The sequence below is a fragment of the Streptomyces sp. NPDC004561 genome (assembly GCF_053602155.1).
In genome coordinates this window covers 1-22,593 of record NZ_JBSGDB010000017.1, presented here as the reverse complement: position 1 = coordinate 22,593, position 22,593 = coordinate 1, and the positions used below count along the sequence as shown (strand labels likewise).

The 22,593-nt window shown below is 69.2% G+C and carries 18 protein-coding genes and 2 pseudogenes; 10 read left to right on the top strand and 10 right to left on the bottom strand.

Annotated features, from left to right (window positions below; genetic code table 11):
* Nucleotides 1-20: 20 nt before the first annotated feature.
* The 4 genes from ACWEN3_RS04160 to ACWEN3_RS04145 all read right to left on the bottom strand — a co-directional run bounded on the left by ACWEN3_RS04160 (nucleotide 21) and on the right by ACWEN3_RS04145 (nucleotide 5,486).
* Entirely contained in the window at nucleotides 21-4,154 is a 4,134-nt protein-coding gene (locus tag ACWEN3_RS04160) for a hypothetical protein (protein ID WP_452965410.1), read from the bottom strand.
* A 190-nt stretch (nucleotides 4,155-4,344) separates the two neighbouring features.
* Nucleotides 4,345-4,482, bottom strand: a complete 138-nt coding sequence (locus tag ACWEN3_RS04155; protein WP_452965408.1) for a hypothetical protein — start codon at nucleotides 4,480-4,482, stop codon at nucleotides 4,345-4,347.
* Between the two features lie 45 nt (nucleotides 4,483-4,527).
* Nucleotides 4,528-4,731, bottom strand: a complete 204-nt coding sequence (locus ACWEN3_RS04150) for a hypothetical protein (protein WP_452965406.1) — start codon at nucleotides 4,729-4,731, stop codon at nucleotides 4,528-4,530.
* A 53-nt stretch (nucleotides 4,732-4,784) separates the two neighbouring features.
* Complete coding sequence (locus ACWEN3_RS04145) at nucleotides 4,785-5,486, bottom strand: restriction endonuclease (RefSeq protein WP_452965403.1); 702 nt, start codon at nucleotides 5,484-5,486, stop codon at nucleotides 4,785-4,787.
* A gap of 340 nt (nucleotides 5,487-5,826) precedes the next feature.
* Here ACWEN3_RS04145 and ACWEN3_RS04140 point away from each other — a divergent pair, with 340 nt between their 5' ends.
* The 4 genes from ACWEN3_RS04140 to ACWEN3_RS04125 all read left to right on the top strand — a co-directional run bounded on the left by ACWEN3_RS04140 (nucleotide 5,827) and on the right by ACWEN3_RS04125 (nucleotide 12,059).
* Nucleotides 5,827-7,191: an AAA family ATPase gene (locus ACWEN3_RS04140; protein WP_452965401.1), complete on the top strand. Its 1,365-nt coding sequence runs from the start codon at nucleotides 5,827-5,829 to the stop codon at nucleotides 7,189-7,191.
* A 65-nt stretch (nucleotides 7,192-7,256) separates the two neighbouring features.
* Nucleotides 7,257-7,919, top strand: a complete 663-nt coding sequence (locus ACWEN3_RS04135) for a hypothetical protein (RefSeq protein ID WP_452965399.1) — start codon at nucleotides 7,257-7,259, stop codon at nucleotides 7,917-7,919.
* A 401-nt stretch (nucleotides 7,920-8,320) separates the two neighbouring features.
* Nucleotides 8,321-10,993: a Helicase associated domain protein gene (locus ACWEN3_RS04130; RefSeq protein ID WP_452965396.1), complete on the top strand. Its 2,673-nt coding sequence runs from the start codon at nucleotides 8,321-8,323 to the stop codon at nucleotides 10,991-10,993.
* A gap of 877 nt (nucleotides 10,994-11,870) precedes the next feature.
* Nucleotides 11,871-12,059, top strand: coding sequence for a hypothetical protein (locus ACWEN3_RS04125; RefSeq protein ID WP_452965393.1), 189 nt, complete (start codon nucleotides 11,871-11,873; stop codon nucleotides 12,057-12,059).
* Between the two features lie 146 nt (nucleotides 12,060-12,205).
* On the opposite strand, the gene ACWEN3_RS04120 is transcribed toward ACWEN3_RS04125, so the two are convergent.
* Nucleotides 12,206-13,195, bottom strand: a complete 990-nt coding sequence (locus ACWEN3_RS04120) for an alpha/beta fold hydrolase (protein ID WP_452965391.1) — start codon at nucleotides 13,193-13,195, stop codon at nucleotides 12,206-12,208.
* 141 nt (nucleotides 13,196-13,336) lie between these two features.
* On the opposite strand from ACWEN3_RS04120, the gene ACWEN3_RS04115 reads away from it, so the two are divergent.
* The 3 genes from ACWEN3_RS04115 (at nucleotide 13,337) to ACWEN3_RS04105 (ending at nucleotide 14,945) form a co-directional block, all read left to right on the top strand.
* Nucleotides 13,337-13,987, top strand: a complete 651-nt coding sequence (locus ACWEN3_RS04115) for a helix-turn-helix domain-containing protein (protein WP_452965388.1) — start codon at nucleotides 13,337-13,339, stop codon at nucleotides 13,985-13,987.
* A gap of 92 nt (nucleotides 13,988-14,079) precedes the next feature.
* Nucleotides 14,080-14,385, top strand: a complete 306-nt coding sequence (locus ACWEN3_RS04110) for an ATP-dependent DNA ligase (RefSeq protein ID WP_452965386.1) — start codon at nucleotides 14,080-14,082, stop codon at nucleotides 14,383-14,385.
* Entirely contained in the window at nucleotides 14,367-14,945 is a 579-nt protein-coding gene (locus ACWEN3_RS04105; protein ID WP_452965383.1) for a hypothetical protein, read from the top strand. Before ACWEN3_RS04110 ends, ACWEN3_RS04105 begins: the two co-directional genes overlap by 19 nt.
* 334 nt (nucleotides 14,946-15,279) lie before the next feature.
* Here ACWEN3_RS04105 and ACWEN3_RS04100 read toward each other — a convergent pair whose 3' ends face one another.
* Nucleotides 15,280-15,843, bottom strand: coding sequence for a lamin tail domain-containing protein (locus tag ACWEN3_RS04100; protein ID WP_452965381.1), 564 nt, complete (start codon nucleotides 15,841-15,843; stop codon nucleotides 15,280-15,282).
* A gap of 542 nt (nucleotides 15,844-16,385) precedes the next feature.
* On the opposite strand from ACWEN3_RS04100, the gene ACWEN3_RS04095 reads away from it, so the two are divergent.
* Nucleotides 16,386-16,886, top strand: a complete 501-nt coding sequence (locus tag ACWEN3_RS04095) for a replication-relaxation family protein (protein ID WP_452965437.1) — start codon at nucleotides 16,386-16,388, stop codon at nucleotides 16,884-16,886.
* A gap of 327 nt (nucleotides 16,887-17,213) precedes the next feature.
* Here ACWEN3_RS04095 and ACWEN3_RS04090 read toward each other — a convergent pair whose 3' ends face one another.
* The 4 genes and pseudogenes from ACWEN3_RS04090 to ACWEN3_RS04075 form a co-directional block, all read right to left on the bottom strand.
* Nucleotides 17,214-18,335, bottom strand: coding sequence for an IS630 family transposase (locus ACWEN3_RS04090; RefSeq protein WP_452965379.1), 1,122 nt, complete (start codon nucleotides 18,333-18,335; stop codon nucleotides 17,214-17,216).
* A gap of 170 nt (nucleotides 18,336-18,505) precedes the next feature.
* Entirely contained in the window at nucleotides 18,506-18,811 is a 306-nt protein-coding gene (locus ACWEN3_RS04085; RefSeq protein ID WP_452965377.1) for a COG4315 family predicted lipoprotein, read from the bottom strand.
* A gap of 90 nt (nucleotides 18,812-18,901) precedes the next feature.
* Nucleotides 18,902-20,299, bottom strand: coding sequence for a hypothetical protein (locus ACWEN3_RS04080; RefSeq protein ID WP_452965435.1), 1,398 nt, complete (start codon nucleotides 20,297-20,299; stop codon nucleotides 18,902-18,904).
* A 3-nt stretch (nucleotides 20,300-20,302) separates the two neighbouring features.
* A pseudogene (locus tag ACWEN3_RS04075) lies at nucleotides 20,303-20,734 on the bottom strand (YncE family protein); the annotation flags it as partial.
* Nucleotides 20,735-21,174: 440 nt separating this feature from the next.
* Between ACWEN3_RS04075 and ACWEN3_RS04070 the strand changes: the two are divergent.
* Both ACWEN3_RS04070 and ACWEN3_RS04065 read left to right on the top strand, forming a co-directional pair.
* Nucleotides 21,175-21,276, top strand: a pseudogene (locus ACWEN3_RS04070) (Tn3 family transposase); the annotation flags it as partial.
* A 932-nt stretch (nucleotides 21,277-22,208) separates the two neighbouring features.
* Nucleotides 22,209-22,593 (top strand): helix-turn-helix domain-containing protein (locus ACWEN3_RS04065; RefSeq protein ID WP_452965374.1); only part of this gene is annotated, 385 nt, incomplete at its 3' end.

The window sequence follows — 22,593 nt, the reverse complement described above, 5'->3', positions numbered from 1 at the left end:
TGGCTGTGCAGCCTGTCCTGTCAGTCTGTCTGGACGCCAGGGGGCCTGCAGTCGAGGACTTTGGCGAGGACCGCGACGTCGTGCCAGGCGGCCAGTTGCTCTTGCTCGTGCGTGATCTGCTGCCGGGTATGGCGGGGTGAGCAGCGCCGCCGTGCCGATGAGCTCCACTGGTCGCAGTCGAAGAAGCCGACCAGGAAGATCCCTGCGGTACGGGGTCGGCGCAGGTAGCGGGCTACCAGCTGATCGGAGAGTGCCGTAGGCAGCTCCTGGTTCCAGCAGCCCTTGGATTCGATGATCACGGTGAAGGGCTCGGTGTGGCGGGAGGGGTCTGCTGCCTGGATGTGGATGTCGGTGCGCCCTCCCCCGGTGCCGGGGCGGTCGACTTGGACTTCACGGTTGAGGATGACACGCTGCCCGCCGAGGTGGATCTTCAGCAAGCCCATGACGAGATCGCTGAAGTCCTCCTCCCACATCGGCCACATCACGGCATCGCCCGCCGCGGCAGCACGGTTCCACAACAGGATGGCCATTCCGTTGGGGCCCGACAGCGCCTGCTGGACCCGGTCCAGGGCCTCCATGACGACGTCGAGGAGGTGCACCTCGTCGGCGACCACGCGCAGGCTGTGATCGGCTGCGAGTTTCCTCAGCTCGTGCACAGACAGCGGGCGGCTGTGACGTTGGGCTGCCTGGCGGGCGGCGCGGCGTGCCAGGCGTCCTAGCCGGGCAGGGTGGCGGGAGGTTGACGCGGCGAGTCGGGTGAGGTGGTCGGCGGCTCGGGCGGTGCCTTTGCTGGCGATCAGCTGGGGCAGGGCGTCGGCGAGGTCGTGAAGGGTGTCTCGCCTGGTGATTCGGTAGGCGACACCCGGCTCGTACTCGGGTCGGGGCTGGCTGAGTTCTTCTCTCGCGCACAGGCGCTCGTACAGGTCGCAAAGATCTGCTTCGTCGAGTCCTTCCACGCCTGCGGGCCAGTGGCCTGTGCCGAGGGAGGCGATGCGGTCGGTCAGGGCGTGGAAGAGCGGGAGATCGTCGAATGCCCGGCGGATGTGGGGCCAGTGCTCGTGCAGGTCCGTCCGTGGCAGGAGGGTGTAAACCGCGGTGATCCACCGTTGGGGATCTGCCATCGGCTTGTCGCGGGGCGGGCCGGTCTCCACCGTGCTCTTGAGCAGGCTCTGGGCGGTGTCGTCACCGAGGCCGACGAGCGTGACCACCACAGCGGCCCAGGCTGCGTCTGCACGGCCGGGCGCCGTGGCCCAGTCCCGCACAAGGCCGACGGCATCGCGCGCCTGGTGTGCGTGCAGGAACTGGACCAGTTCAGCGAGCCGGTAGGTCTCCAAGCGCTCCAGGCACGCCATGAGCTCGGCCGTGAACGCGGCTCCCGCGTGGCGGGCGGATTGTTCGAACAGCCTGCTGTGCAGGGCCCGGTCCTGTTCAGGCGGCTGCATGGTGGCCAGGGCCAGTGCCCAGCCCGCCCACCGGCCGGCGTCCGTGCCCGCGGCCGCCTCCCATTCGCCGGCCGGCAGGAACGCGGCCGCGGACAGTTCCGGGACATGGCCCCACTCGGTGCCCCAGGCAGTGACGTGACGCGCTGTGTACGCGGGTGCTGTCGCCAGAACGTGCCGGGCGGCCGCGGTCAGCTTCTTGCTTAGGGTGCTGTCCGCCAGCGGGCGTGTCGGTGCTGCGGCGACCATGCCCAGCGGTGCAGTCTCTTCAGCCGGCCGGCCGTCGCTGGTCCGTTGGAGGTGGTCCAGGAGGACGGCGAGCCAGGCCACGCGCACGGTGTCCGGGCCGGCCGCCTGTACCGCATCGAGGGCGGCGATGAACCGGCCCTCGTCGAAGGTGTTGTTACGTTGCCGTTCTTCTTCCTCTTTCTGCCTTCGCAATTGCCACTCAGGAGGCGGGGCGTCCCACCATGCGGTGGCATCGCGGAGTTCTTGATCCGCCTGCCGGGCTGTTTCGACGGCTGTTTTCAGCGGCTCGTTCTCGTGCCGGGGGCGGCGGCTGAAGAGCGGCTGGGCGGTGCGCCGTACCTCTGGCGGGAGATCCAGCCACCGCTCCGCCCAGTACTGCAGGTCCTCGTCCGGGAACAAGCCCACGTCAGGGGTGGTGAAGAGGAGGTGCAGGACGTGGTCTGGGCTGCTGTGGTGCAGGACGTGCTCGGCGAGTCGGCGGCGCAGAGCGGGGGCGCTGTCCAAAGCGTTGTGCAGGTACTCGAAGGCGGTGCGGGCTTCGACAGGGTGGGACAGCTCGGGCTGTTTCGCCACGGCGGCCAGCGCCTGGCCCGCCAGCGCCTCGCGGGAATCCGGGCTCGGGCTTTGTGTCTGCGCCTGGCCGAGGAAGTAAATGCCCTGGGCCAGCAGGATCAGAGCGATCAGTGCTTTGGGGCGGCGTTCGCTAAGGGTCGTGACCGACCAGGTCAGGGCGTCTTCGAGATTGTTGTCGGTGAGCATCTCGATGTGCGTGAACCGCAGCTTGTAGGTCAGCGTCTGCCGGACGGGCAAGAGGTCGGCGTACTCGTTGATCGTCAGATGCTGTGGCCATAGCTGCTCCAACGCTGCCTCGACGATGTCTGGTTTCGCGTCGACGGCCAGCAGGCGCAGCCGTGCGACCGTCTCGTCGTCCTTCGGGTACTCCTCGTCCAGCGCGTGCAGGGCGAAGGACCTGAGCCGCACGGGCAATGCGGTGTCCTGCGCCACCGAGAGCAGATCGGGTGCCAAACCCGCCGGGTGGCACTGCGTGGCGATCCACAAAGCCAGGTACATCTGTTCGGGGTGTGTCCCCGGTGCGAGGAAGGGCCTGAGCTGTTCGGCGAGAGCGGGATGATCCAGTTTCTGCAGCAGCGCGTAGTCGAGGCGCTCGAAGCCGTCGCGGACGACCTCGTCGAGAAGGGCTTGGGCGACCCGCTGACGCTGTGCATCCGGCAGGACAGGAAGATCGGCGAGCAGCAGCACCACAGGCTCATGGGCAAGCAGGTCTTCGAAGAGATCCTCGTCGATGACCGCGAGACGCGCGGCGATCTCCTGGTGCTCCGGCAGTACATGGCGTGCGGAGCCGCTGCCCGTCCACAGCAACTGGGCCCGTACGGCGGGAGCGATCCGGGCGTGGAGGTACTGCGCCGCCAGGTGTTCCTGATAGCTGCGGTGGGCGAAAACCCAGCGGCGTCTGCCCACAGGCGCTAGTAGAGCGGACTCGGTCAGGTGCAGCAGTTCGTGGCGGTGGCACACCGGTTCGAGGACAAGGCCGGGAACGCCTGGACCGGACAGACTGTCGAGGTGCAGTTCCTCCCCCGCCGTCGGCTCGCCGTCCGTCAGGGCCGGACTGCGGCTGAACTGGAGGGCGGCGGCAGTCCAGCGGGCCACCTCCAGCAGGTGGTCCACCGCCAGCCGTGTCTGACGCCGGGCAAAGTCCTGGGACCAGGTCTCCGTGCACAGCGTGCGGCACGCCTGGTCGTAGGCTTCGGCCACTGTCTCGGGGAGCTTTTCCCCTCGTGCCTGGGCCTCCAGCAGGGGGTGCAGGGTGACCGGCTGCTGAGCCAGAGCCTGCAGGCCGCGGCCGGTAATCTGCCCGACGAAGGCGGACGCGTCCAGGCCCCGTTGCTCGGCCGCACGGTGCATGTCGTGCCGGCTGAGCGGAGCGAGCGTCATCAACACCACCTGGCCGGGCTGGGGCCACAGCTCCCGCAGTCCGCCCTCCAGAATCTCGGACCAGCGGCTGGTACGGCAGGTCATCCGCAGCCGCAGACCCTCACGCTGCCACGGCTCCATATCCCGCAGCTGGCGCAGGAGGACTTTATCGAGACCGGGGATGTCGCTCATGCCCTCGTCCAGCCCGTCCAGCAGCACATGCCGCACCTGCCCTTTCGACTGGTGCAGGCGCTGGTCGAAAGCGGTGCGCGCGGACGGCGGGTCGAAGACGTCCTGGCCCAAGTGCAGAAGGGGTGCGGCTTGTACGCCCTCCTCGCGGAGCAGGGCGTGTTCCTGTTCCAGGGCCACGGACTTGCCTGCGCCGCGCTCCCCCAGCACCACGACGACCGGCACGTCCCGAAGTTCGTCCAGACCCACCGTACGATCGGCTTCGAGACGGGCGTCGAGCGGATCAGGCTCGCTGTCCAGGCGGACGGCGAGGGGGCGCAGGGACCGTCGCCACTCATATCGCATTGGCCTATTCTCCCCCGCTCTGATTCCGGCGCCGCGCCTTGCAGCGCCCCCAGGCCCCGGGCACGCCCCCCGTGGCTTGGTCGAACTTCGAACTCGTGGCGGAACGTGAGCCTTACGTCGCCCTCGGCGGCCGCCGCAGGTGCTCGTGCTTGCCGTGCATGGGCTTGAGGCTGTGTGTCTTCGGAGCAGTTCACGTCACCGAATCGATGCGGCCACTGGACACCTGCCTGATCGCAGCGAAATCGTCCATCGCGTCCCGCGCCGCGCCGGCATCACGCGCCAGTGCCTCGATCGCCCGTTCCCTCCGGTCACCCAGATCATGGGCCATCTCGTCTCGCGGAGCACGAGCGGTCCGGGGCCGGTTTGCGTGTGTTCAGGTCAGCGGCCGCGGTGTGATGACGCCGTCGTCGTCCACGTTCCAGCGTGCAAGCTGGTCATGAAAGATCACGGTGCCGGGTGATCCGAGGGCAGTGGCAAGGGATTCCGTCAGGGTCATCGCGGCGGGCAGTTGGACTGCATGGGCGATGAGATCGGCGATACGGCCGGCGGTGACGTGAAGATCGAGGTCGATGGGCACGACGGGCGCGGTCCAGACGAAGCCGGTGACCTCGACGAGGTGATGCCCTTGCCTCAGCCAGACCGGATGCTCGAGTTGGTGGTGTCCTGTGACCGTGTCCGTGGAGCCGTCCGATGGCGTGGCACGGGACAGCTCGGCGTGCCAGGGGCCAGGAGCGAATACAGCGGTCCTTGCCTTGCTCCCGACGCGTCATAGTAGGCGACGTCGTGCACAGAAACCCTGCCGGTGCTGTCGTCTGCTCCGTCAGGCGCCGGTCTGACCTGGCCGGTGGCCTCCCACGTTGTGTGTGGCTCACCCAGGGTGTATCCGGTAGCCGCGATGTGGACGGCTCTGACCCGTCCGTTCCAGTCGTGGTCGGTGAAAGGCCTCAGCTGCACGAGCGCGATGCCTTCGTCACGGGCGTATGCGCATGCCCCGGACGTGAACCGTGTGGTCGTCACCACGATGCCCTGGACCGGCTGGAGCTGGACCAGAGCACCGTTGAAGTCCCGGATGATGTCGATCCCGACGCTTTCGCTGCCGTAGTCCTTGCACTCCACCAACACACGCTGCTGCACCTGGTGGTAACCGGCACTGACGTCGATCTGGTGGGATGCCTCCTTGCCGTCACCGCTCAGCTTCACGTCGTGGACCACGAGGCCGCTGTCGTCGAGGATTTTGAAGACAATGGCGGTCAGGCGTTCGTACTTGGTGCCGCCCTTCAGTTTCTCTTCGGCGATCGCCTGGTCGTAGATCTGCTCGATGCGCTCCGTCACCTGGGCATCCTCTCAACCCCGCCGCCGCTCCCGGTCATAGCGGCGGCCGGTCCTTCCCCCCGCCACGTGGTCGCAGACGATGGCCTGCAGGCCGGGGGCCAGTTTCTCGGCCGCCTCGTGGATCAGTCTGAAGCAGGGGCTGGTCCCTCGGACAGATCGGTATACCTGTAGGTCGCCGGGCAACGATGCTGCAGCGCGCGGCATCCTGCGAACGGACGGGCGGCGCCGGCCCTGGAGGCCTCGGCCTCGTGAGAGGGTGAGCGGCTGGATGCCTTTGCATGCTCGTGCGTGTGTGCCGGGCGGGCGCGTTGTACGGGACAGGGAAGAAGACGGAGCACGGGTGTACGTCACACGGGTACGACTCACGGACATCAAAGGCTTCAGCGGCAGGCGTTGCGTGGACCTGAGGTTGCCGGCACGCGGCAGCTGGATTGTCCTGGCCGGCCGCAACGGCTCCGGCAAGTCGACCCTGCTGCAGGCGATCGCTCTGGCGTTGTGCGGCCCGGAGACCACGCTGGCCCTGAACGCGGGTGTGACGGGCATGGTCTCCCGCGATGCGGAACGCGGACAGGTCGTGGTGGATGTCCGGGTCGACACGGAGGTCGATGAGTTTTCTGGCCTGGAGACGGCCGGTATTCCGCCGCAAGAGCTCCGGCTGGCCCTGATGTGGAAGGCCCTATTGGCCAAGCCTCGTGGGTCGGGGCGCCGGCCGACGAGCATCCTTACGCCAGGGCTCAGCGATGCCGAGGCCGTCGAGAACGGCCCGTGGTCGCCTGCCGCCCCAGGATGGTTCTGCGCCGGATACGGGCCATTCCGGCGGCTGTCAGGGGGCCTGGCCAGCGGATATGCCCGCGAGGAGCGGGTGGCCAGCCACTTGGCCACGCTCTTCCACGAGGACGCCGCCCTGGGCGAGAGCGTGGGCTGGTTGATCGACCTCCATCACCGGTCGCTGGACGAACGAACGCGCGGCGACACGCAGTCGGGTACCGCCGCGCGTCTGCTGAACATCATGCTGAGCTTGCTCAGTGACGGCCTCATGCCCAACGAGTTTCAGGTCAACGGGGTGTCAGCCGACGGGCTGTGGGTGTCGACCAGCGAAGATGACACTGGCTTCCCACTGCGCGCTATGAGTGACGGGTACCGGACGGTCGCTGCCCTGGTCCTGGACATCACGCGGCACATCCACGAGGCCTACGGCCGGCTGGACGTGTATCAGGGTGAGGGCGGTCGCGTCACCGTCCTGCAGCCGGGTGTCGTGTTGATCGACGAGGTCGACACCCATCTCCATGTGACCTGGCAGCGGCGGATCGGGGACTGGCTGCGAGAGCACTTCCCCAATGTCCAGTTCATCGTCACCAGCCACAGCCCCTACATCTGCCAGGCCGCCGACGAGGACACGCTGATCCGTCTGCCCGGCTGGGACGAGAACGAGCCGCCCGCCGTGGTGGACAGGGATCTCTACCGGCGGGTTGTCTTCGGCAGCGCGGACGACGCGGTGCTCTCCGAACTGTTCGGCCTGGACACCCCGTACTCCAGCCGCGCCGAGGAACACCGCCGGCGGCTGGTGGAACTGGAACGCAAGGTGTACGCCGGGACCGCTTCGGAGGCGGAGGTGGCCGAGTACCGGGAGCTGAGCCGTCTGCTGACCAGTTCCGTGCAGAGCAGGGTGGCGGAAGTCGCCGCGCGGCTGGAGCCGGAGCAGTGATCCCGCTCCAGCGCGTGCCCGCCCCCGCCCGCACACAGACGCTCCTGACCCGATGGACGAGCCGGGTGCGGGACGCAGGTGCGAGCCCCGCGGCCGCGCGCGCCGAGTGGAGTGCGGCCGTCGCGCCGAAGCGGCGCGTGAAGGACCTGCTGGAGTTGATGGCGCACGGTGCGGTGCGGTGCATGTACTGCGACGACAGCCGCGGCACCGATATAGACCACTTCCAGCCCCTCAAGGTGGCGCCTCTGCGTGCCTTCGTGTGGGACAACCATCTACTCGCCTGCTCATTCTGCAACAGCAACGTCAAACGGGACCAGTACCCGCTCGACGCCAACGGCGCCTGCCTGCTGGTCGATCCGACCGCCGAGGACCCCGCCGAGCACCTGTTCCTGATGCTGCACAGCGGTGAGTACCATCATCACACCGACAAGGGCGAACACACCATCCGTGTCTTCGGCCTCAACCGGCCCGATCTCGTCAGGGGCCGCAGGGACTCCTTCTGCCTGGCCTGTTCGAACCTGCGGGACTGGCACGCTCTGCACCAGGACGGCGATCCGGCCGCGGACCGCGTGGCGCAGGCCCTGCTCGACTCGCCGTTCGTCGGTGTCGTGCTTGCCATGACCCGCCTCGGCCCGACACTCGCCGACACCGTGGTCGGCTCACGCACCGCTCCCGCCCTCGCGCGCTGGCGCAGTGTGTACGGTGCGGGGCACACCGCCGTGCTCTGATCAGGAGATCGGCCGTACCGGGGCGCGGCGGTGAAGTGGACCGCTGCCGCCCCCGGGCAAGGGGTCCGGCCTGATCTGCAGTATCGACGGCCTTGTGGCGAGCTCTTCCCTGCGCGCACTGCGAGCCTTCAACACTGGCGCTCCTCGACCGCTACTACCGGCGGCTCGTAGACCCTGAGCAGTCAACGCTGCTGTTGAGCAGGCCGCGAAGACATCACACAAAACCGCAGGCCAGATGAAGTCGTATAGGCACACACCCAACCCAGCACCAGTGCTACCTGCTAGTAACTTATACCGAACTCCGCACTTCAGAACTGAGCAACGCCCTGGTCACCCTCTAAGGACTGCTCACCTCCAGAGAGCCGCAACATGAACCCTCGTCCCGGATTTGGGAGCCATAGATGCGGGAAATCTCGCTCAGGGAACATCAGGTCGACCAAAAGTTGGCCTTCCGGAAGTGGGTGGGATTCTCTGCAAGATCTTCTGCACGCTTGGAGGGGATGCGGGGCACGATCGTGTCCGCGACCGGATCGGGCAAGACGATCACAGCGGCCGTGTGCGCGCTGGAGTCCTTCCCCAGCGGGCGGATCCTCGTCACCGTGCCGACCTTGGACCTGCTCGTGCAGACCGCCCAGGCGTGGCGCCTGGTGGGCCACCGGGCCCCGATGGTGGCCGTGTGCTCGCTGGAGAACGACCCCGTGCTGGGCGAACTGGGGGTGCGCACCACCACGAACCCGATCCAGCTCGCCTTGTGGGCGGGGTCCGGGCCGGTGGTCGTGTTCGCCACGTACGCCTCCCTGGTGGACCGCGAGGACATCGACGCACCTGAGGGCCAGGGAAAAGTGCGCGGGCCACTGGAGGCAGCTCTGGCGGGCGGGGAGCGGCTGTACGGGCAGCAAATGGCAGGCTTCGACCTCGCGATCGTGGACGAGGCCCACGGAACCGCCGGTGATCTCGGACGGCCCTGGGCCGCGATCCACGACAACCAGCGGATCTCCGCCGACTTCCGGCTCTACCTCACCGCCACCCCGCGCATCCTCGCCTCCCCCCGGCCACAGCGCGGGAAGGACGGGCGTGAGTTGGAGCTTGCGTCGATGGGCCAGGACTCCGCCACTTTCGGGCCGTGGCTGGCCGAGTTCGGGCTTGCCGAGGCGGTCGAGCGGGGCGTCCTCGCCGGGTTCGAGATCGACGTCCTGGAGATCGAGGACCCCGACTACTCCGTCGGCCTGTCCGACGAGGCGCGGCGTGGCCGGCGGCTCGCGCTGCTGCAGGCCGCGCTCCTGGAGCACGCCGGCGCCCGCAACATCAAGACGGTCATGACCTTCCACAGCCGGGTCGAGGAAGCCGAGGCCTTCGCCCTCAACCTGCCTCATACGGCTGCGGACCTGTATGCGGACGAGGTCAGCGCCCACGCCCTGGACGAGGCCGCCGCCAGGCCGCGGTCCCCTCTCGGTGCCGAGCCCGGGGACGTCGAGGCCGCCGGCCGGCACGTTCCCGCGGACCGGGTGTGGTCGGCATGGCTGTGCGGCGACCACCTCGTCACCGAACGCCGTGAGGTCCTGCGCCAGTTCGCGAACGGCATCGACGCCGCGGGCCGACAGGTGCACCGGGCGTTCCTCGCCAGCTGCCGCGTCCTCGGAGAAGGAGTCGACATCCGGGGCGAGCGGGGTGTGGAGGCCGTCTGCTTCGCCGACACCCGCGGCTCCCAGGTCGAGATCGTGCAGAACATCGGCCGGGCACTGCGCCCCAACCTCGACGGCACCACCAAGATCGCGCGGATCATCGTGCCCGTCTTCCTCCATCCCGGCGAAGACCCCACCGACATGATCGCCAGCGCCTCCTACGCCCCCCTCGTCGCCGTCCTCCAGGGCCTGCGCTCCCACTCCGAACACCTCACCGAGCAACTCGCCAACCGAGCCCTGACCCGAGGGATGCGGAAGGTACACGTCCGGCGGGACGCAGACGGGCGCATCATCGCCGCTACTGGCGCCAACAGCGGCCCGGAAGGGCCGCAGGCCGAGAGCGGCGCGGCCGAGTCGGAGCTGCTGCAGTTCTCCAGCCCACGCGACCCCGCCACCATCGCCGCGTTCCTGCGCACCCGCGTCTACCGGCCGCAGTCACTGGTCTGGCTCGAGGGCTACCAAGCCCTCCTGCGCTGGCGAGCGGACAACGCCATCACCGGGCTGTACGCCGTGCCGTACGACGTCGAGGTCGAGGTCGGGGTGACGAAGGCGTTCCCGCTGGGCAGGTGGGTGCACCAGCAGCGCAAGGCGCGGCGGGCCGGAGAACTCGACGCCCACCGCATGGAGCTGCTGGACGCCCCCGACGCCGGGATGGTGTGGGAGCCCGGCGAAGAAGCGTGGGAGAACAAGCTCGCACTCCTCCGGTCCTACCGGCACGCCATGGGGCACCTCGCACCCCGCCAAGACGCCGTCTGGGACGACCCGGCCGGCGGCGGCCCCGTGCCGGTCGGGCAGCACATGGCCAACCTCCGGCGTAAGGGCGGTTTGGGCAAGGATCCGAAGCGGACGGCGGAGCGCGCGAAGCAGCTGGCCGCGGTCGATGAGGACTGGAACAGCCCATGGCCCCTGGACTGGCAACGCCATTACGCCGTACTGCGAGATCTCGCCGCCGACGAACCCCACGGCCACCTGCCCGACATCGCACCCGGCGTACTCATGGACGGCGACGACCTCGGACGATGGCTTCAGCAGCAGCGCAAGCCAGCCACCTGGAAGCAACTCTCCACCGAGCAACAGCAACGGCTCACCCGGCTGGGCGTGACACCGCTCGAGACGCCGTCCCCGGCACCAGCCGCTCAGAGTGCAGCGAAGGGCCCCAGCAAGGCGCAGCAAGCCTTCCAGCGGGGCCTGACAGCCCTCACGCAATGGGTCGAACGCGAAGGCCGTCGGCCCGTACCCCGCAGCACCATCGTCCAGATCGCCGTCGACGGCCTGACCGAGCCCGTGCCGGTCCGACTCGGTGTGTGGATCTCCAACACCCGACAACGACGCGACAAACTCACAGCGGAGCAGCAGGCCGCACTCCGAGAACTCGGCATCGACTGGGCGTGACCGCCACCCGCCATCGAGCCCACGTCGGCGCGGCCCGCCCTTCCCGCGGCCTCGGAGCGTCGGCCGAAGCAGGAGCACCACGACGAGTGTGACAAGGAGCTGTACGGAGGCGGGAACTGCACCTGCTGGTCCATCAAGCGGTTTTGCCCTTCCTCCGAGCGGGAGAGCTACTGGGACAACCTCTGAACGAGACGACTCCCGCTGAGAGCTGCTGAGCGGCCGGCCTCCCGTCTCGGGGAAGCCGCGGCCGATGGGGATGCAGGGCTCGGGAGGACGAGCTCAGCGGCGCTCCGTGACGTCACGCTGGACTCGGGCTGGTGGGGAACATGGGCGTCGAGTCGTCCGTGACTTGGCTGGCAGGTGGCTCCACCCCGCACGCTGGCACCGCGCCCCAGCCGCCCTCCACCGCCTCGGTCGCCCGTGCGCGTGCGGTTCAGGATCACCGCCGGACGGAATCAGAGCAACCAATCAAAGCGCACAACCACTGGTCACAGCACTCCTTCATGAGCAGCTCCTCTAAGCGGTGACAAGCGGCATCCCCGCGCGGCGGCGCTGCCGTCTCCCCCTGCTGCTCGCCAGTAGACAGGCGTGCGTGTTCCGAGGGCGCAGGCGGTTCATGCCTGGGCGGCGTCGGTGTCGGTGTCGCCGGCGGCCGCGCCGGCCGCCAGGTCGGGCCGCAGGGCGCCCCGATCGCCCAGTATGGCGATGGTGCTCAGCGGCACCGGGCACTGCGGCGCTCAGCACGTCGAGGAACGACGCACAGATCACCCTGTGGCTCTGCCGGGGCACATCGGACCAGCTCGGTCCCGTCTGGCGTCCACAGGCCTTATGGCGCCTGGACGGTGTGCTGGGGCAGCATCACCGCATGGTCAATCACGTGCCCTCACCCGACGAGGTCGCCGCCGCGCAGACCCCCAACGGCGGCTGGTCGAAGAAGCAGCTTGCGGAATGGGGTGTCCCCTGGCCTCCGCCGACGGGCTGGCGCAAGCACCTCGAGGCGAAGTGGCGGGGTGAGGACGTCGGGCCGTTGCCCCGTGAGGAGCCGGACCAGGACGCCCTGTTCTGACCCCGGCATCCTCAACGAAGCAGCTGAAAGCGCCGACCCGCTCAGGCTGATGCGGCTGTTCGGCATCACCGAGCAGACCGCCATGCGCTACGTCACCGCCGCCCGCCCCGAACGAACCGCCGAGCTGCCCAGGTAGCCTGCCTGGTTCAGTTCTGGAGGGTGGCGAGCCAGTCGGTCAGCAGGCGGTTGACCTCGTCGGGGCGCTCCTGCTGGATCCAGTGGCCGCAGGCGTCCAAGAGGTGGGAGGCCGACAGGCCGGGGAGGGTGGTGGGGTAGGCGTCGATGGCGTCGGACATCCAGGTGGTGGAGGCGTCCAGGACGCCGCCGATGAACAGGGACGGCTGCTTGATCGGGGCTCCGCGGTGCGGGGCGAGTTCTTCCCAGTCGCGGTCCATGTTGCGGTATCGGTTGAGGGCGCCGGTCAAACCGGTGCGCTCGAACTCCCCCGCGTAGACGTCGAGGTCGTCCTTGCTCAGCCAGGCCGGGAGGACCCCTGTGGGGAAGCGGTCGCGCAGCCGGCCGCCGGCGCGGGCAACGAAGTGGGGGTCGGGCTCGCCTTGGGCGGGCATGGTGTCGGCGGACAGGGCCGCGTAGAAGCCGGCGAGCCAGCCTCGAACGTCGGGCTCGATCTCTGCCTCGGCGCGGCCGGGCTTCTGGAAGTAGGAGACGTAGAACTCCTGTTCGGGGCCGCCGATCTGGCCGAAGATGTCGGTCGGGCGCGGGCCGCCGGGCGGCGCGTAGGGGACGCTCAGCAGGCCGACGGCACGGAAGACCTCGGGGCGGAGCAGGGCCGAGGCGGAGGCGATGTTGGCGCCCCAGTCATGGCCGACGACCACCGCGCTCTCCTCGCCGAGGGCACGCACGACGGCAACGTTGTCCTCCACCAGGTCGAGCATCCGGTAGGCGTCGGTCGCCTCCGGCTTGGAGGAACGGCCGTAGCCGCGCACGTCGATCGCGACCGCCCGGTATCCGGCCGCGGCGAGGGCCGGGAGCTGGCGGCGCCAGGAGTACCAGGACTCGGGGAAGCCGTGGACAAGCAGGACCAGCGGGCCGGTGCCCTGCTCGACCAGGTGCAGGCGCCCGGCCGGGGCTTCGACGGTGCGGTGGCGGAGCTCGGCGGTCGGCTCGGGCTGCATGGGTTTCTCCTCGATTCGCGGGCGGACGCGGCTACCCATCGATCATGCGGCGCGGCACCCGCCCGACGCGATCAGCCTTGCCCTTCTGGCAAACTCGCAGCACAGAGCGGTGGAGCGGCGCGGCAAGAAGGAGCGGGAAAAGTGGCAGTCGACGACGTGGACGGCACGCTGGCCGCGATGGGGCCCCGGTTGCGGGCCGCGCGCGAGCACCACAGCGCGACGCTCGCCGGTGTCAGCTGCGCGACCGGCATCTCGACCAGCACGCTGTCCAGGATCGAGACCGGCCGGCGCAAGCCCACCCTGGAGGTGCTGCTGCAGCTGTCGATGGAGTACGGCGTCTCCCTGGACGAACTGGCCGGCACCGCGCCCGCCCCCGCGGCCGAGCCGCGCGCTACGGCACCGCTGAGCTTCGGGGATGACAAGGCGGTGCTGCCGTTGACCCGGTACGTCGGCGGCCTGCACGCCCACAAGCACGTCCTGCCCGCTGTCGAGGGTCCGCCCGCGCGGCCGCGGCAGGTCTCCCACGAGGGCTACGAGTGGTTGTGCGTCCTGTACGGGCGGCTGTGGCTCGCGCTCGACAACCAAGACCTCATCCTGACCCCCGGGGACGTCGCCGAGTTCGACACCCGCACCCCGCACGGGGTGGTGAACGCCGGCTCCGGCGGGCCTGTTGAGTACCTGATTATGTTTGGGCCCCAGGGCGAGCGCCTACGGCTGCGCACCTCTGCGGCCGTTGGCCGGGGGAACCGCCAACCGAATCGCGCCCAGGCCGGCCGCGAAGCGCAGCTGTAGGATCCGGAACCCGTTCCGATAAGACAGCGAAACCGCGACTTGCGCGCAGGTTCGCGTCCAAGGGCCGCCCAGATTCATGGAATTCGCGCGCTATGACGTTCGATCTGCTCAGGTTGTCCGGGACGGACGCGACCGGGTGGCCGTACCAGCGGCGCCGGGCGGTTCTGGATTACGTGTTCGCCGCCCGTCGGCTCTGCGCGCCGTGGACGTTGTGTCCGTCGACCACCGACCCGGCCACCGTGCGCGAGTGGCTGTCAAGAGGATCGGTCGGGATGGAGGGAGTGGTCTTCAAAAGACTCAACGATCCCTACCAGCCGTCGGTTCGGGGTTTGTCACAAGGGGCCGGGACGTTGTCGGTGGCGGCCGGTACGTTGCGATCATGGGTGTCTATCTGGTGAGTGTCGCCGCGCAGGACTGGTCACGGCCAGGGGAGGACGGGTACAGGGACGTCGCCGCCGCGCTGAACACCGAGCTGGAGCGGCGCGGGCTGCCCCCTTACGAGCTGCGGCAGGCCGCACGGGAGGCGCCGGGATGGTTCGAGGAGAAGGTCAGCCCGTCCATGGACGGCTTCGTGGCGCTGTGCAGGACGCGGCTGACCGACGCGGAGCTGTCGGCCCTCCTCGACTGGAGCGTGCTGGTGCCGTTCGCGCTGGAGGAGGAGATCGTGCTCCCCGTCGGCACCGCATACTCCGGCGAACAGACAGCGGTCGCCGGGGCCCCACGGGTGCTCGCCCTGGCCGAGCGGCTGGCCGGCGCCGTCAAACTGCCCGTGGACGCGATACCGGCGGGCGAGAACCTCGCACTGAGCCTGTGGTTCCTGGAGGGCGGGGCGGAGCGGACCGCCCGGGTGCGGCCGGGACCGTGGGCCGAGGACCGGGACGCGGCCTTCTACGTGGCGCGCTACCTGCGCGCCGCGCAGTACTCCCTGCGGTACGGCTGCCCGATGACCTACTCCTGAGCCACGGCGGCGGCCGACCGGCCGGAAAGGCCGTATACGGGCCCGGGTTCGGGCCGGGGGCCGTGTCCGCCGCGCGCCCGAGCCCGTGTCCTACCGGAACACCGCCGCGTTGCGTCGTTCCCGGGAACCCAACGGCAGCGCTACGCGCGCCCGACCGACGAGGGAGCCCCCGCTCCGGCCCCGGGCACGGCGCGGACCCGTGGGAAGGCGCCCGGTCCGGCCGCCGGGCTAGACGGCGGTTCGGCGCGGTGGCCCTGGCCGACGCGCAACCGGCTGAACGCGCCACGATCCCCGGCTGCGGCCGCGCCGCCCATCCCGCCCGTCCCTTCCTCCTTCACACCAGCCAAGGGACATGGGCAGAGCAGCCGCAACGGGGCTGCCAGCAGTCCGACCACGGAAAATCTGCGTGGTGACCTGCGTGTACACGGGAACGGTCCTGCGGGCCGCGCAACAGTAGCCGCAACCCTTGGCGCAACACCCAGCGCAACACATAGGCGCAACCCTTGCCGCAACCTCGTGCCGGCCTCGAGCAGTACCCGCGCACCGTCTGGGCGCTGTCGCGGCCCTCGCAGGCGTGGATGCGGACGGTGGAGCGGCCTTCCAGCCTGTAGTGGTGGAAGGTGTAGGTGTGGCCGTCCTCGTCCGACAGCGTCCACCCCTCGAGGTTGACGTCCTGGCGGGAGGTGTTGGTGACGTCCACCCACTCCTTGTTCAGGGAGCGGTTGGAGCGGTTGTCGCGTCCCGGGGAGTCGTACTGCACAGCACTGATCACCACATGCTGACGCTGTGCACGACCGCGGTCGTGGTCATGGCCGACGGCCGATGCCGGCAGCGCCACCGCACCCACCAAGGCGGCCGCAGCGACATGACGGGCGGTCACAGAAACAGAAACGGACACAGGATCCCCCTCGGGGCTGGTCCACACCCAAAACCTGTACAGCGCAACACCCCGCTGCCGAGGACGCACCAGGAGCAGAGCCGATCGAGCGCTGAGCATCTTGGGGCGGGCACTCACCGTGTCATGCCAGCTGGCGACGTGCCCCGGGGTCGGCCCAGCCCTCCTGCGGCAGCGAGCGCAACTGGCAGCCCGCCGTCACCGAAGCCCGAGCACGGCCAGGACCAGGACGACTGCTGTCTGCTCCCGGAGCTTTGCCTGGCTGGCTCCCAGGTTCTCCTGGCGCGGCCGACCCGGCGCTGAGCGCGGAGGGCCCGCCGACGCGCAACACCCGCTGCAGGCCGCCCTATCCCCCGACCGCTCCACCACCCCACGCCCGCCCTCCCCTTTTCCTCATTCTTCTTGGGTAGGACCGTTGTGGGAGTGCAGAGGGGGATGTCGAGCTACCCGACCACGCCTGAAAGGGGTGATGACCTGCGAATACATCGTCAAGTTCCTGATGAGTACGGACGGTTGTCAGCGGGGTTGTCGGCGGGGACGACTGGATTCTGGAGGTCCACCACTCCCTCGGCAGCGGCGAGGCCGTCATCCCGGACGCCCTGTTGTACTACCGCACCTGCGAGGACGGCGGATCGATGCTGCGGGCCTTCGTGGAAGTCGACCGGGCCACCATGGGGCCCGAGCGCCTGGCCGCGAAACTCACCTCCTACGCCCGCTTCCACGACTACATACCCGCGCCTGCGCCCGGACGCCCACGGTCGGCCGCTGGGCAGCAACTACCGGAAGAGGACTGGAGGCGCCGCTACCCGCTGTTCCCACGGCTGCTGTTCGTCCTGGACGGCACCGGCCCCACCGGCATCCAGACAGGCATGCGCGCCCTACGCGCAGCCGCCTCGGAGCCGGCACTGTCCGGCTTCCTGCGCCACGTCCCCGTCCTGGCAGCGCCCCTGATCGACCTGCTCCGCAACGGCCCCTCCGCACCCGTATGGCGCCCCGTCCAAGACCCCGACCAGCACGTCCCTTGGAGCCAGACCCGGCACCCGTAGACACCCTGCGCAGTCGCTGCGCACCATCACACCGCCCGTACGGCCATGCGCACCACCCGACCACGAACCCGACCACAAGCCCCGGTACCCCGACCACAGCAGGTCACAGCGTTGCGCAGCCGCCTGCGCAATCACGTCGACGACTGCGCAGCCGGGACCCGGTGCCGGTGGGCGGTACGCAATCGCTGCCCGGCGGGTGACGCGCAGCCACCGCTGCCACGGCCACGCGGGCGCAGCCCGGCTGTCCTCAAATGCGCACGGCCCGACGCCGACTGCCGTGTGCTGACGGGGGGCTAGTGCTCTGACCGCATAGGTTCGCCGGGTCGTTCAGGCTGCGGTGGCAAGGGGGCGTCCGCCCCAGCGGATGCCCTTCTCGCTTCGGATGCGGGCGCGTTCCTTGCGTTCGGCGGCCAGGACGTCGCGATGGCGGGCGTTGGCGTTGCGCCACCGCAGGTAGGCGTGCAGGGCCCGGGTCTGCACGGTGTGGTTGGGGTGGTTGGAGTTGGCGATGGTGAACTGCCTCAGCGGTCCGAAGTGTGCCTCGATGGGGTTGGCCCACGAGGCGTAGGTCGGCGTGAAGCACAGCTCGACCTTGTGCTTCTTCGCCCAGCGGCGGATGTCGGCGCCTTTGTGTGCGGAGAGGTTGTCCAGGATCACGTAGATCGGTGCGCCGTCGGGCCGGGCGGCGCGGATCGACTTCAGCGCGGCCAGAGTGTTCCCGGCGCCCTTCCTGCGGCGGTTGATGCCCCACAGAGTGTCCTCGCCGACCGAGTAACAGCCGTGGAAGTACCGCACGCCGTGGGTGCGGTGGTAGGTGGCAGGCAGCCGGTCGGGGTGCTTCTGTTCGGCCCAGCCCGACCCGGCGGTGGGCCGGATTCCGAGCGGGCCGAACTCGTCGAACGCAAAGACCCGGTCCGCGAAGCGGTCCAGGACCTCCTCGATGCGGTCGAGCTTGGCGTCGCGGTCGGGATCAGGGGATTCCTTCCAGGTCTTGGTGCGCTGGAAGGTGACGCCACGGCGGGCGAGCAGGCCGCGTAACGCCTCGCGGCCGATGTGGATGATCCGACCGTGGACTTTCCGCAGGTAGGCGACGAGCTTGCGCAGCGACCAGCGGGTGAAGGGCTGGCCGAGCTTGGTGGGGCGAGTGGTGGCCGTCTGGACGACGAAGTCCTCGTCGTCACGACTGAGCAGGCGGGGACGGCCTCCCGCCCACCGAGGGTCCAGGCAGGCCAGGCCGATCTCGTTGAACCGATGGATCACATCGCGCACGGTGTCCTCGTCGGCCTGTACCAGCTGGGCGATCACCGGCACCCGGTTCCCGCCGGCCGAGGCCAGCAGCATCATCGCGCGCCGGTAGCGCACCGAGCTGGTGCTACCGCGGCGCACGATCTGCTGCAGCCTCTGCCCCTCCTGGTCGGTCAGTCTGCGAACACGGACGGGCTCGGCCACCGCACCTCCAGCAGTCGGATCAGACGTCACCGCACATCCAACCGCCATGACCGCCAACCCGGCGAACCTATGCGGTCAGAGCACTAGCAAAACCAGCCCCCCCGGCCGCTGGCCAGAGTGCGCAGCCCCGGGGCGGCACGCACGTGTGCCTCCCCGGGGCTTGCGGGCGCCTACGGCGTGACCACGTGCCAGAGACCGCTGTAGTTGTCGCCGTTCTTGTCCCCCGGGCTGGCGTCCTTGGAGAAGAAGTACAGCGGCTTGCCGTTGTAGCACCACTGCGAGGTGCCGTCGTCGCGCTTCACCAGCGAGTAGGGGCCTTGCGGGGTGTCGGTCGCGCTTGCCTTGTACGGCGGCCAGATGTCCGCGCACGGGCCGGTACACGCGCTGGTGCCGGGCCTGTCCTTGTCGAACGTGTACAGCGTCATCCCGTTGTCAGCGACCAGGAAACCCTTGTCGGAAACACTCGCGATATCCATCCCTATCTCCTCATCACATCGAATCCGACGCCGGGGGCCCGCCGTTGTTCGGCGTGAGACCGCGGACGTGATGCCTCGCCCCGGTGCCGGCTACAGCCTGACTGGCGTCACCGAGGCGCCGAAGAAGTTGGCGATGTAGGCGGTCCTGCCATCCGGGGTGATCGCCACCCCGACGGGATAGCCGCCGACGGTAATGCGGGTCCCGGGCCTGTTGGTGGCCACGTCGATGGGCGTCACCGAGTCGGAGGCGCCGTTGGTGACGTAGGCGGTCCTGCCGTCCGGGGTGACCGCTACTGCGCTGGGAAGGCTGCCGCCGGCAATGCGGGTCCCGGGCCTGTTGGTGGCCACGTCGATGGGCGTGACCACGTCGAGGCCGTCGGCGATGTAGGCGGTCCTGCCGTCCGGGGTGACCGCTACTGCCTGCGGCCTGTAGCCGACGCGGATGGAGGCGCCGGGCCTGTTGGTGGCCACGTCGATGGGCGTCACCGAGCCCTCCTGGGCGCTGTGGACGACGTAGGCGGTCCTGCCGTTCGGAGTGATGGCGACCGCCTTGGGAAAGCGGTCGACGGTGATGGGGGTACCCGCCCTGTTGGTGGCGACGTCGATCGGTGTCACCGAGTGGCCGTCGATGTTGGTGACGTAGGCGGTTCTGCCGTCCGGGGTGACCGCGACCCCCATGGGATGGAGGCCGACGGGGATGGGGGTCCCGGGTCTGTTGGTGGCCAGGTCGATGGGCGTCACCGCGTTGCCGTCGGTGTTGGTGACGTAGGCGGTCCTGCCGTCCGGGGTGACCGCGATGGCGCTGGCACCGTTGCCGAGGGTGATGGGGGTGCCGGGCCTGTTGGTGGCCACGTCGATGGGCGTCACCGAGCCGCGGCCGAGGCCGCTGGTCGCGTAGGCGGTCCTGCCGTCCGGGGTGACCGCGACCGCGTAGGCAGCGTCGCCGATGGGGATGTCATTCGGGGTGCCCGCGGCCCCGACCGGACCTTCACCGATGGTGATGGGGGTACCGGGCCTGTTGGTGGCCACGTCGATGGGCGTCAGCGAGTTGTCGATGGCGCTGCTGGTGACGTAGGCGGTCCTGCCGTCCGGGGTGACCGCGAGCCCGAAGGGGCCTTTACCGACGCGGATGGGCGAACCGGGCCGGTTGGTGGCCAGGTCGATGGGCGTCACCGAGCCGTCGATGACACTGCTGGTGACGTAGGCGGTCCTGCCGTCCGGGGTGACCGCCACCCCCAGCGGGCTGGAACCGACGGGGATGGGGGCACCTGGCTGATTGGTGGCCAGGTCGATGGGCGTCACCGAGTCACCGTCGGTGTTGGTGACGTAGGCGGTCCTGCCATCCGGGGCGACCGCCACCCCGAAAGGACTGCTGAAGCCGACGGAGATGGGGGAACCGGGCTTATTGGTGGCCACGTCGATGGGCGTCACCGAGTCACCGTCGGTGTTGGTGACGTAGGCGGTCCTGCCATCCGGGGCGACCGCCACCCCGCAGGGGCCCTTACTCACAGGGATGGGAGTACCGGGCCTGTTCGTAGCCAGGTCGATCGGCGTCACCGAGTCATCACCCCAGTTGGTGACGTAAGCGGTCCTGCCGTCCGGCGCGACCGCCACCCCGCAGGGGCCCTTACTCACAGGGATGGGAGTACCGGGCCTGTTCGTAGCCAGGTCGATCGGCGTCACCGAGTCATCACCCCAGTTGGTGACGTAGGCAGTCCTCCCATCCGGGGCGACCGCCACCCACAGCGGCCTGGAACCGACGGAGATAGGAGCGCCGGGCCTGTCAGTGGCCACGTCGACGGGCGTCACCGAATCGTCGCCCCAGTTGGCGACGTAGGCAGTCCTGCCGTCCGGGGTGACCGCCACCCCGCAAAGACCTTTACCGACGGGGATAGGCGTACCGGGGACGATGAGGCTTCTCATGCCGCGACCTTGACACATTGCCCGCCTGGGACAATTCGTCACAGTATGTGTCCACCCCGGGGCCACTCGAACGCACCAGCACCAGGCCGCCTTTAGTACCAGACGCAAAGGCCCCTTCGGCCCTTTACGCGCCAGCAGAGAGGTGCCGGAAGAGCGATGCCAGAGTGCACCTCGGCACCCCGACCACAGACCCGACCACAGACCCGACCACAGCAGGTCACAGCGTTGCGCAGCCTCTGCACAATCACGTCGACGCTTGCGCAGCCGGGACCCGGTGACGGGTGGGTGGTGCGCAATCGCTGCCCGGCGGGTGATGCGCAGCCATCGCCGCCAGGGTCACGCGGGCGCAGCCCGGCTGTCCGCAAATGCGCACGGCCCGCCGCCGACTGCCGTGTGCTGACGCGGCCGTGTCGTTTCCCGGACTGTGCTCATCCTGCGCCGAGCCGTCCTACCGGCGGCAGATCAAGGCCCAGGCCAACCTGCAGGAAAGCCGCCACACGCCCGCCCGGAAGATCTTCCACGGCCGCGCCGGTCAGCTCTACCCCTGGTGGTGAAGCGGGGGCCTTTTCGTCAAGCGGCGCTTGACTGGTCTGCATGACGAGTGGCGAGCGGACGACGCCCTTGGCTGCCGCCGTGGTGCTCCGCTCGCTGCTCGGTAGAAGCCGGTTACCTTTCGCGGGAACAGTTCAGTCCGAGGACTTTCAAGACGCCGGGGTACAGGTATCTCACGGCGCCGGCGTACCCGTACCAGGGGGCGTTCTCGCAGCGCTCGACTCGGCCATGGGTGTCCTCGATGCGGAACGTGCCGTAGATGCGGGCCTGGTCTGTAACCGGCGCCCCGTTGAAGGCCCTACAGTCAGATCCCTCCATGCCCAGCGAGATGTGCTGAAGCCGCTCGCACACATAAGTGGGCAAGCCCTGGGCTGCCGGAGCGGCTGTCGCCGTCGCCGACGCCGTTCCGGCCAGCATCGCCGCCGCTGCGGCGGCTGCCGCCCATCGGCCTGCCGCCGTCCAGCTTCTCCGCGCCTTCATTCGGTCCTCCCGGTGTGATGGTTCCCGATGTGCCTGGACACGTCCGTCTGCCTGTCGTGCAGGGCAGACGGACGCGTTCGGTAGGAGTGCACCAAGGCTTCCTGCGGGGGTGCCATGACTCCGGGAGGACGTCACTCACCTGGAATGCCTAAACCGCTCCGGGCCGTGAAGCCGAGGCTCTTCGCTGAGCAGCGCGCTCCGGCGCGTGCCCCGCGCGCTTGACGCGGCGCCAGGTACAAGCTGGTGCTGGGACGGTTCCTCCTCGGCAGGCGCTCGATAAGCTGCGTGGCCCCGGCTCGTCACTGGCGAGGCGCTGCGCGGCGTGCAGCAGCTGCGCGCGCACCACGCCGGGGTCCTAGTGCCGCATCAAGCTACGTTCGCCCTGTCGTGATGTGTCGCCCAGTTGCTGCGCCGGGAAGCGCCAGACGGCCAGAATGATCACGTGGCTGAACGTGTGCGGGTCCGGGAAATTGATGACGACGAGGGCAGGCGGTTGCTGCGGATCATCCGCAGAGGCACTGGTTCGGTGGTGACCTGGCGGCGGGCTCAGATGGTGCTGTTATCCGCGCAGGGCATGCCGGTGGCGAAGATCGCCGAGGTGACGTTCACCAGCCCGGGCCGGGTCCGCGACGTGCTCCACAACTTCAACACGGACGGCTTCGACTCGCTTTATCCCAAGTACAAGGGTGGCCGGCCGAAGACCTTCACCCTCCCGGAACGCCGGGAGATCATGAAGATGGCCAAGTCGAAGCCGGCCGAGCACGGCCTGCCGTTCTCGACCTGGAGCCTGGCCAAGCTGGCCGACTTCCTGGTCGCCGAGGGGGTGG

Coding starts and splice junctions, on each gene's coding strand:
- ACWEN3_RS04160 (WP_452965410.1), bottom strand. CDS start 4,154: ATGCGATATGAGTGGCGACGGTCCCTGCGCCCCCTCGCCGTCCGCCTG.
- ACWEN3_RS04155 (WP_452965408.1), bottom strand. CDS start 4,482: ATGGCCCATGATCTGGGTGACCGGAGGGAACGGGCGATCGAGGCACTG.
- ACWEN3_RS04130 (WP_452965396.1), top strand. CDS start 8,321: ATGCGGGAAATCTCGCTCAGGGAACATCAGGTCGACCAAAAGTTGGCC.
- ACWEN3_RS04120 (WP_452965391.1), bottom strand. CDS start 13,195: ATGCAGCCCGAGCCGACCGCCGAGCTCCGCCACCGCACCGTCGAAGCC.
- ACWEN3_RS04110 (WP_452965386.1), top strand. CDS start 14,080: ATGACGTTCGATCTGCTCAGGTTGTCCGGGACGGACGCGACCGGGTGG.
- ACWEN3_RS04105 (WP_452965383.1), top strand. CDS start 14,367: ATGGGTGTCTATCTGGTGAGTGTCGCCGCGCAGGACTGGTCACGGCCA.
- ACWEN3_RS04085 (WP_452965377.1), bottom strand. CDS start 18,811: ATGGATATCGCGAGTGTTTCCGACAAGGGTTTCCTGGTCGCTGACAAC.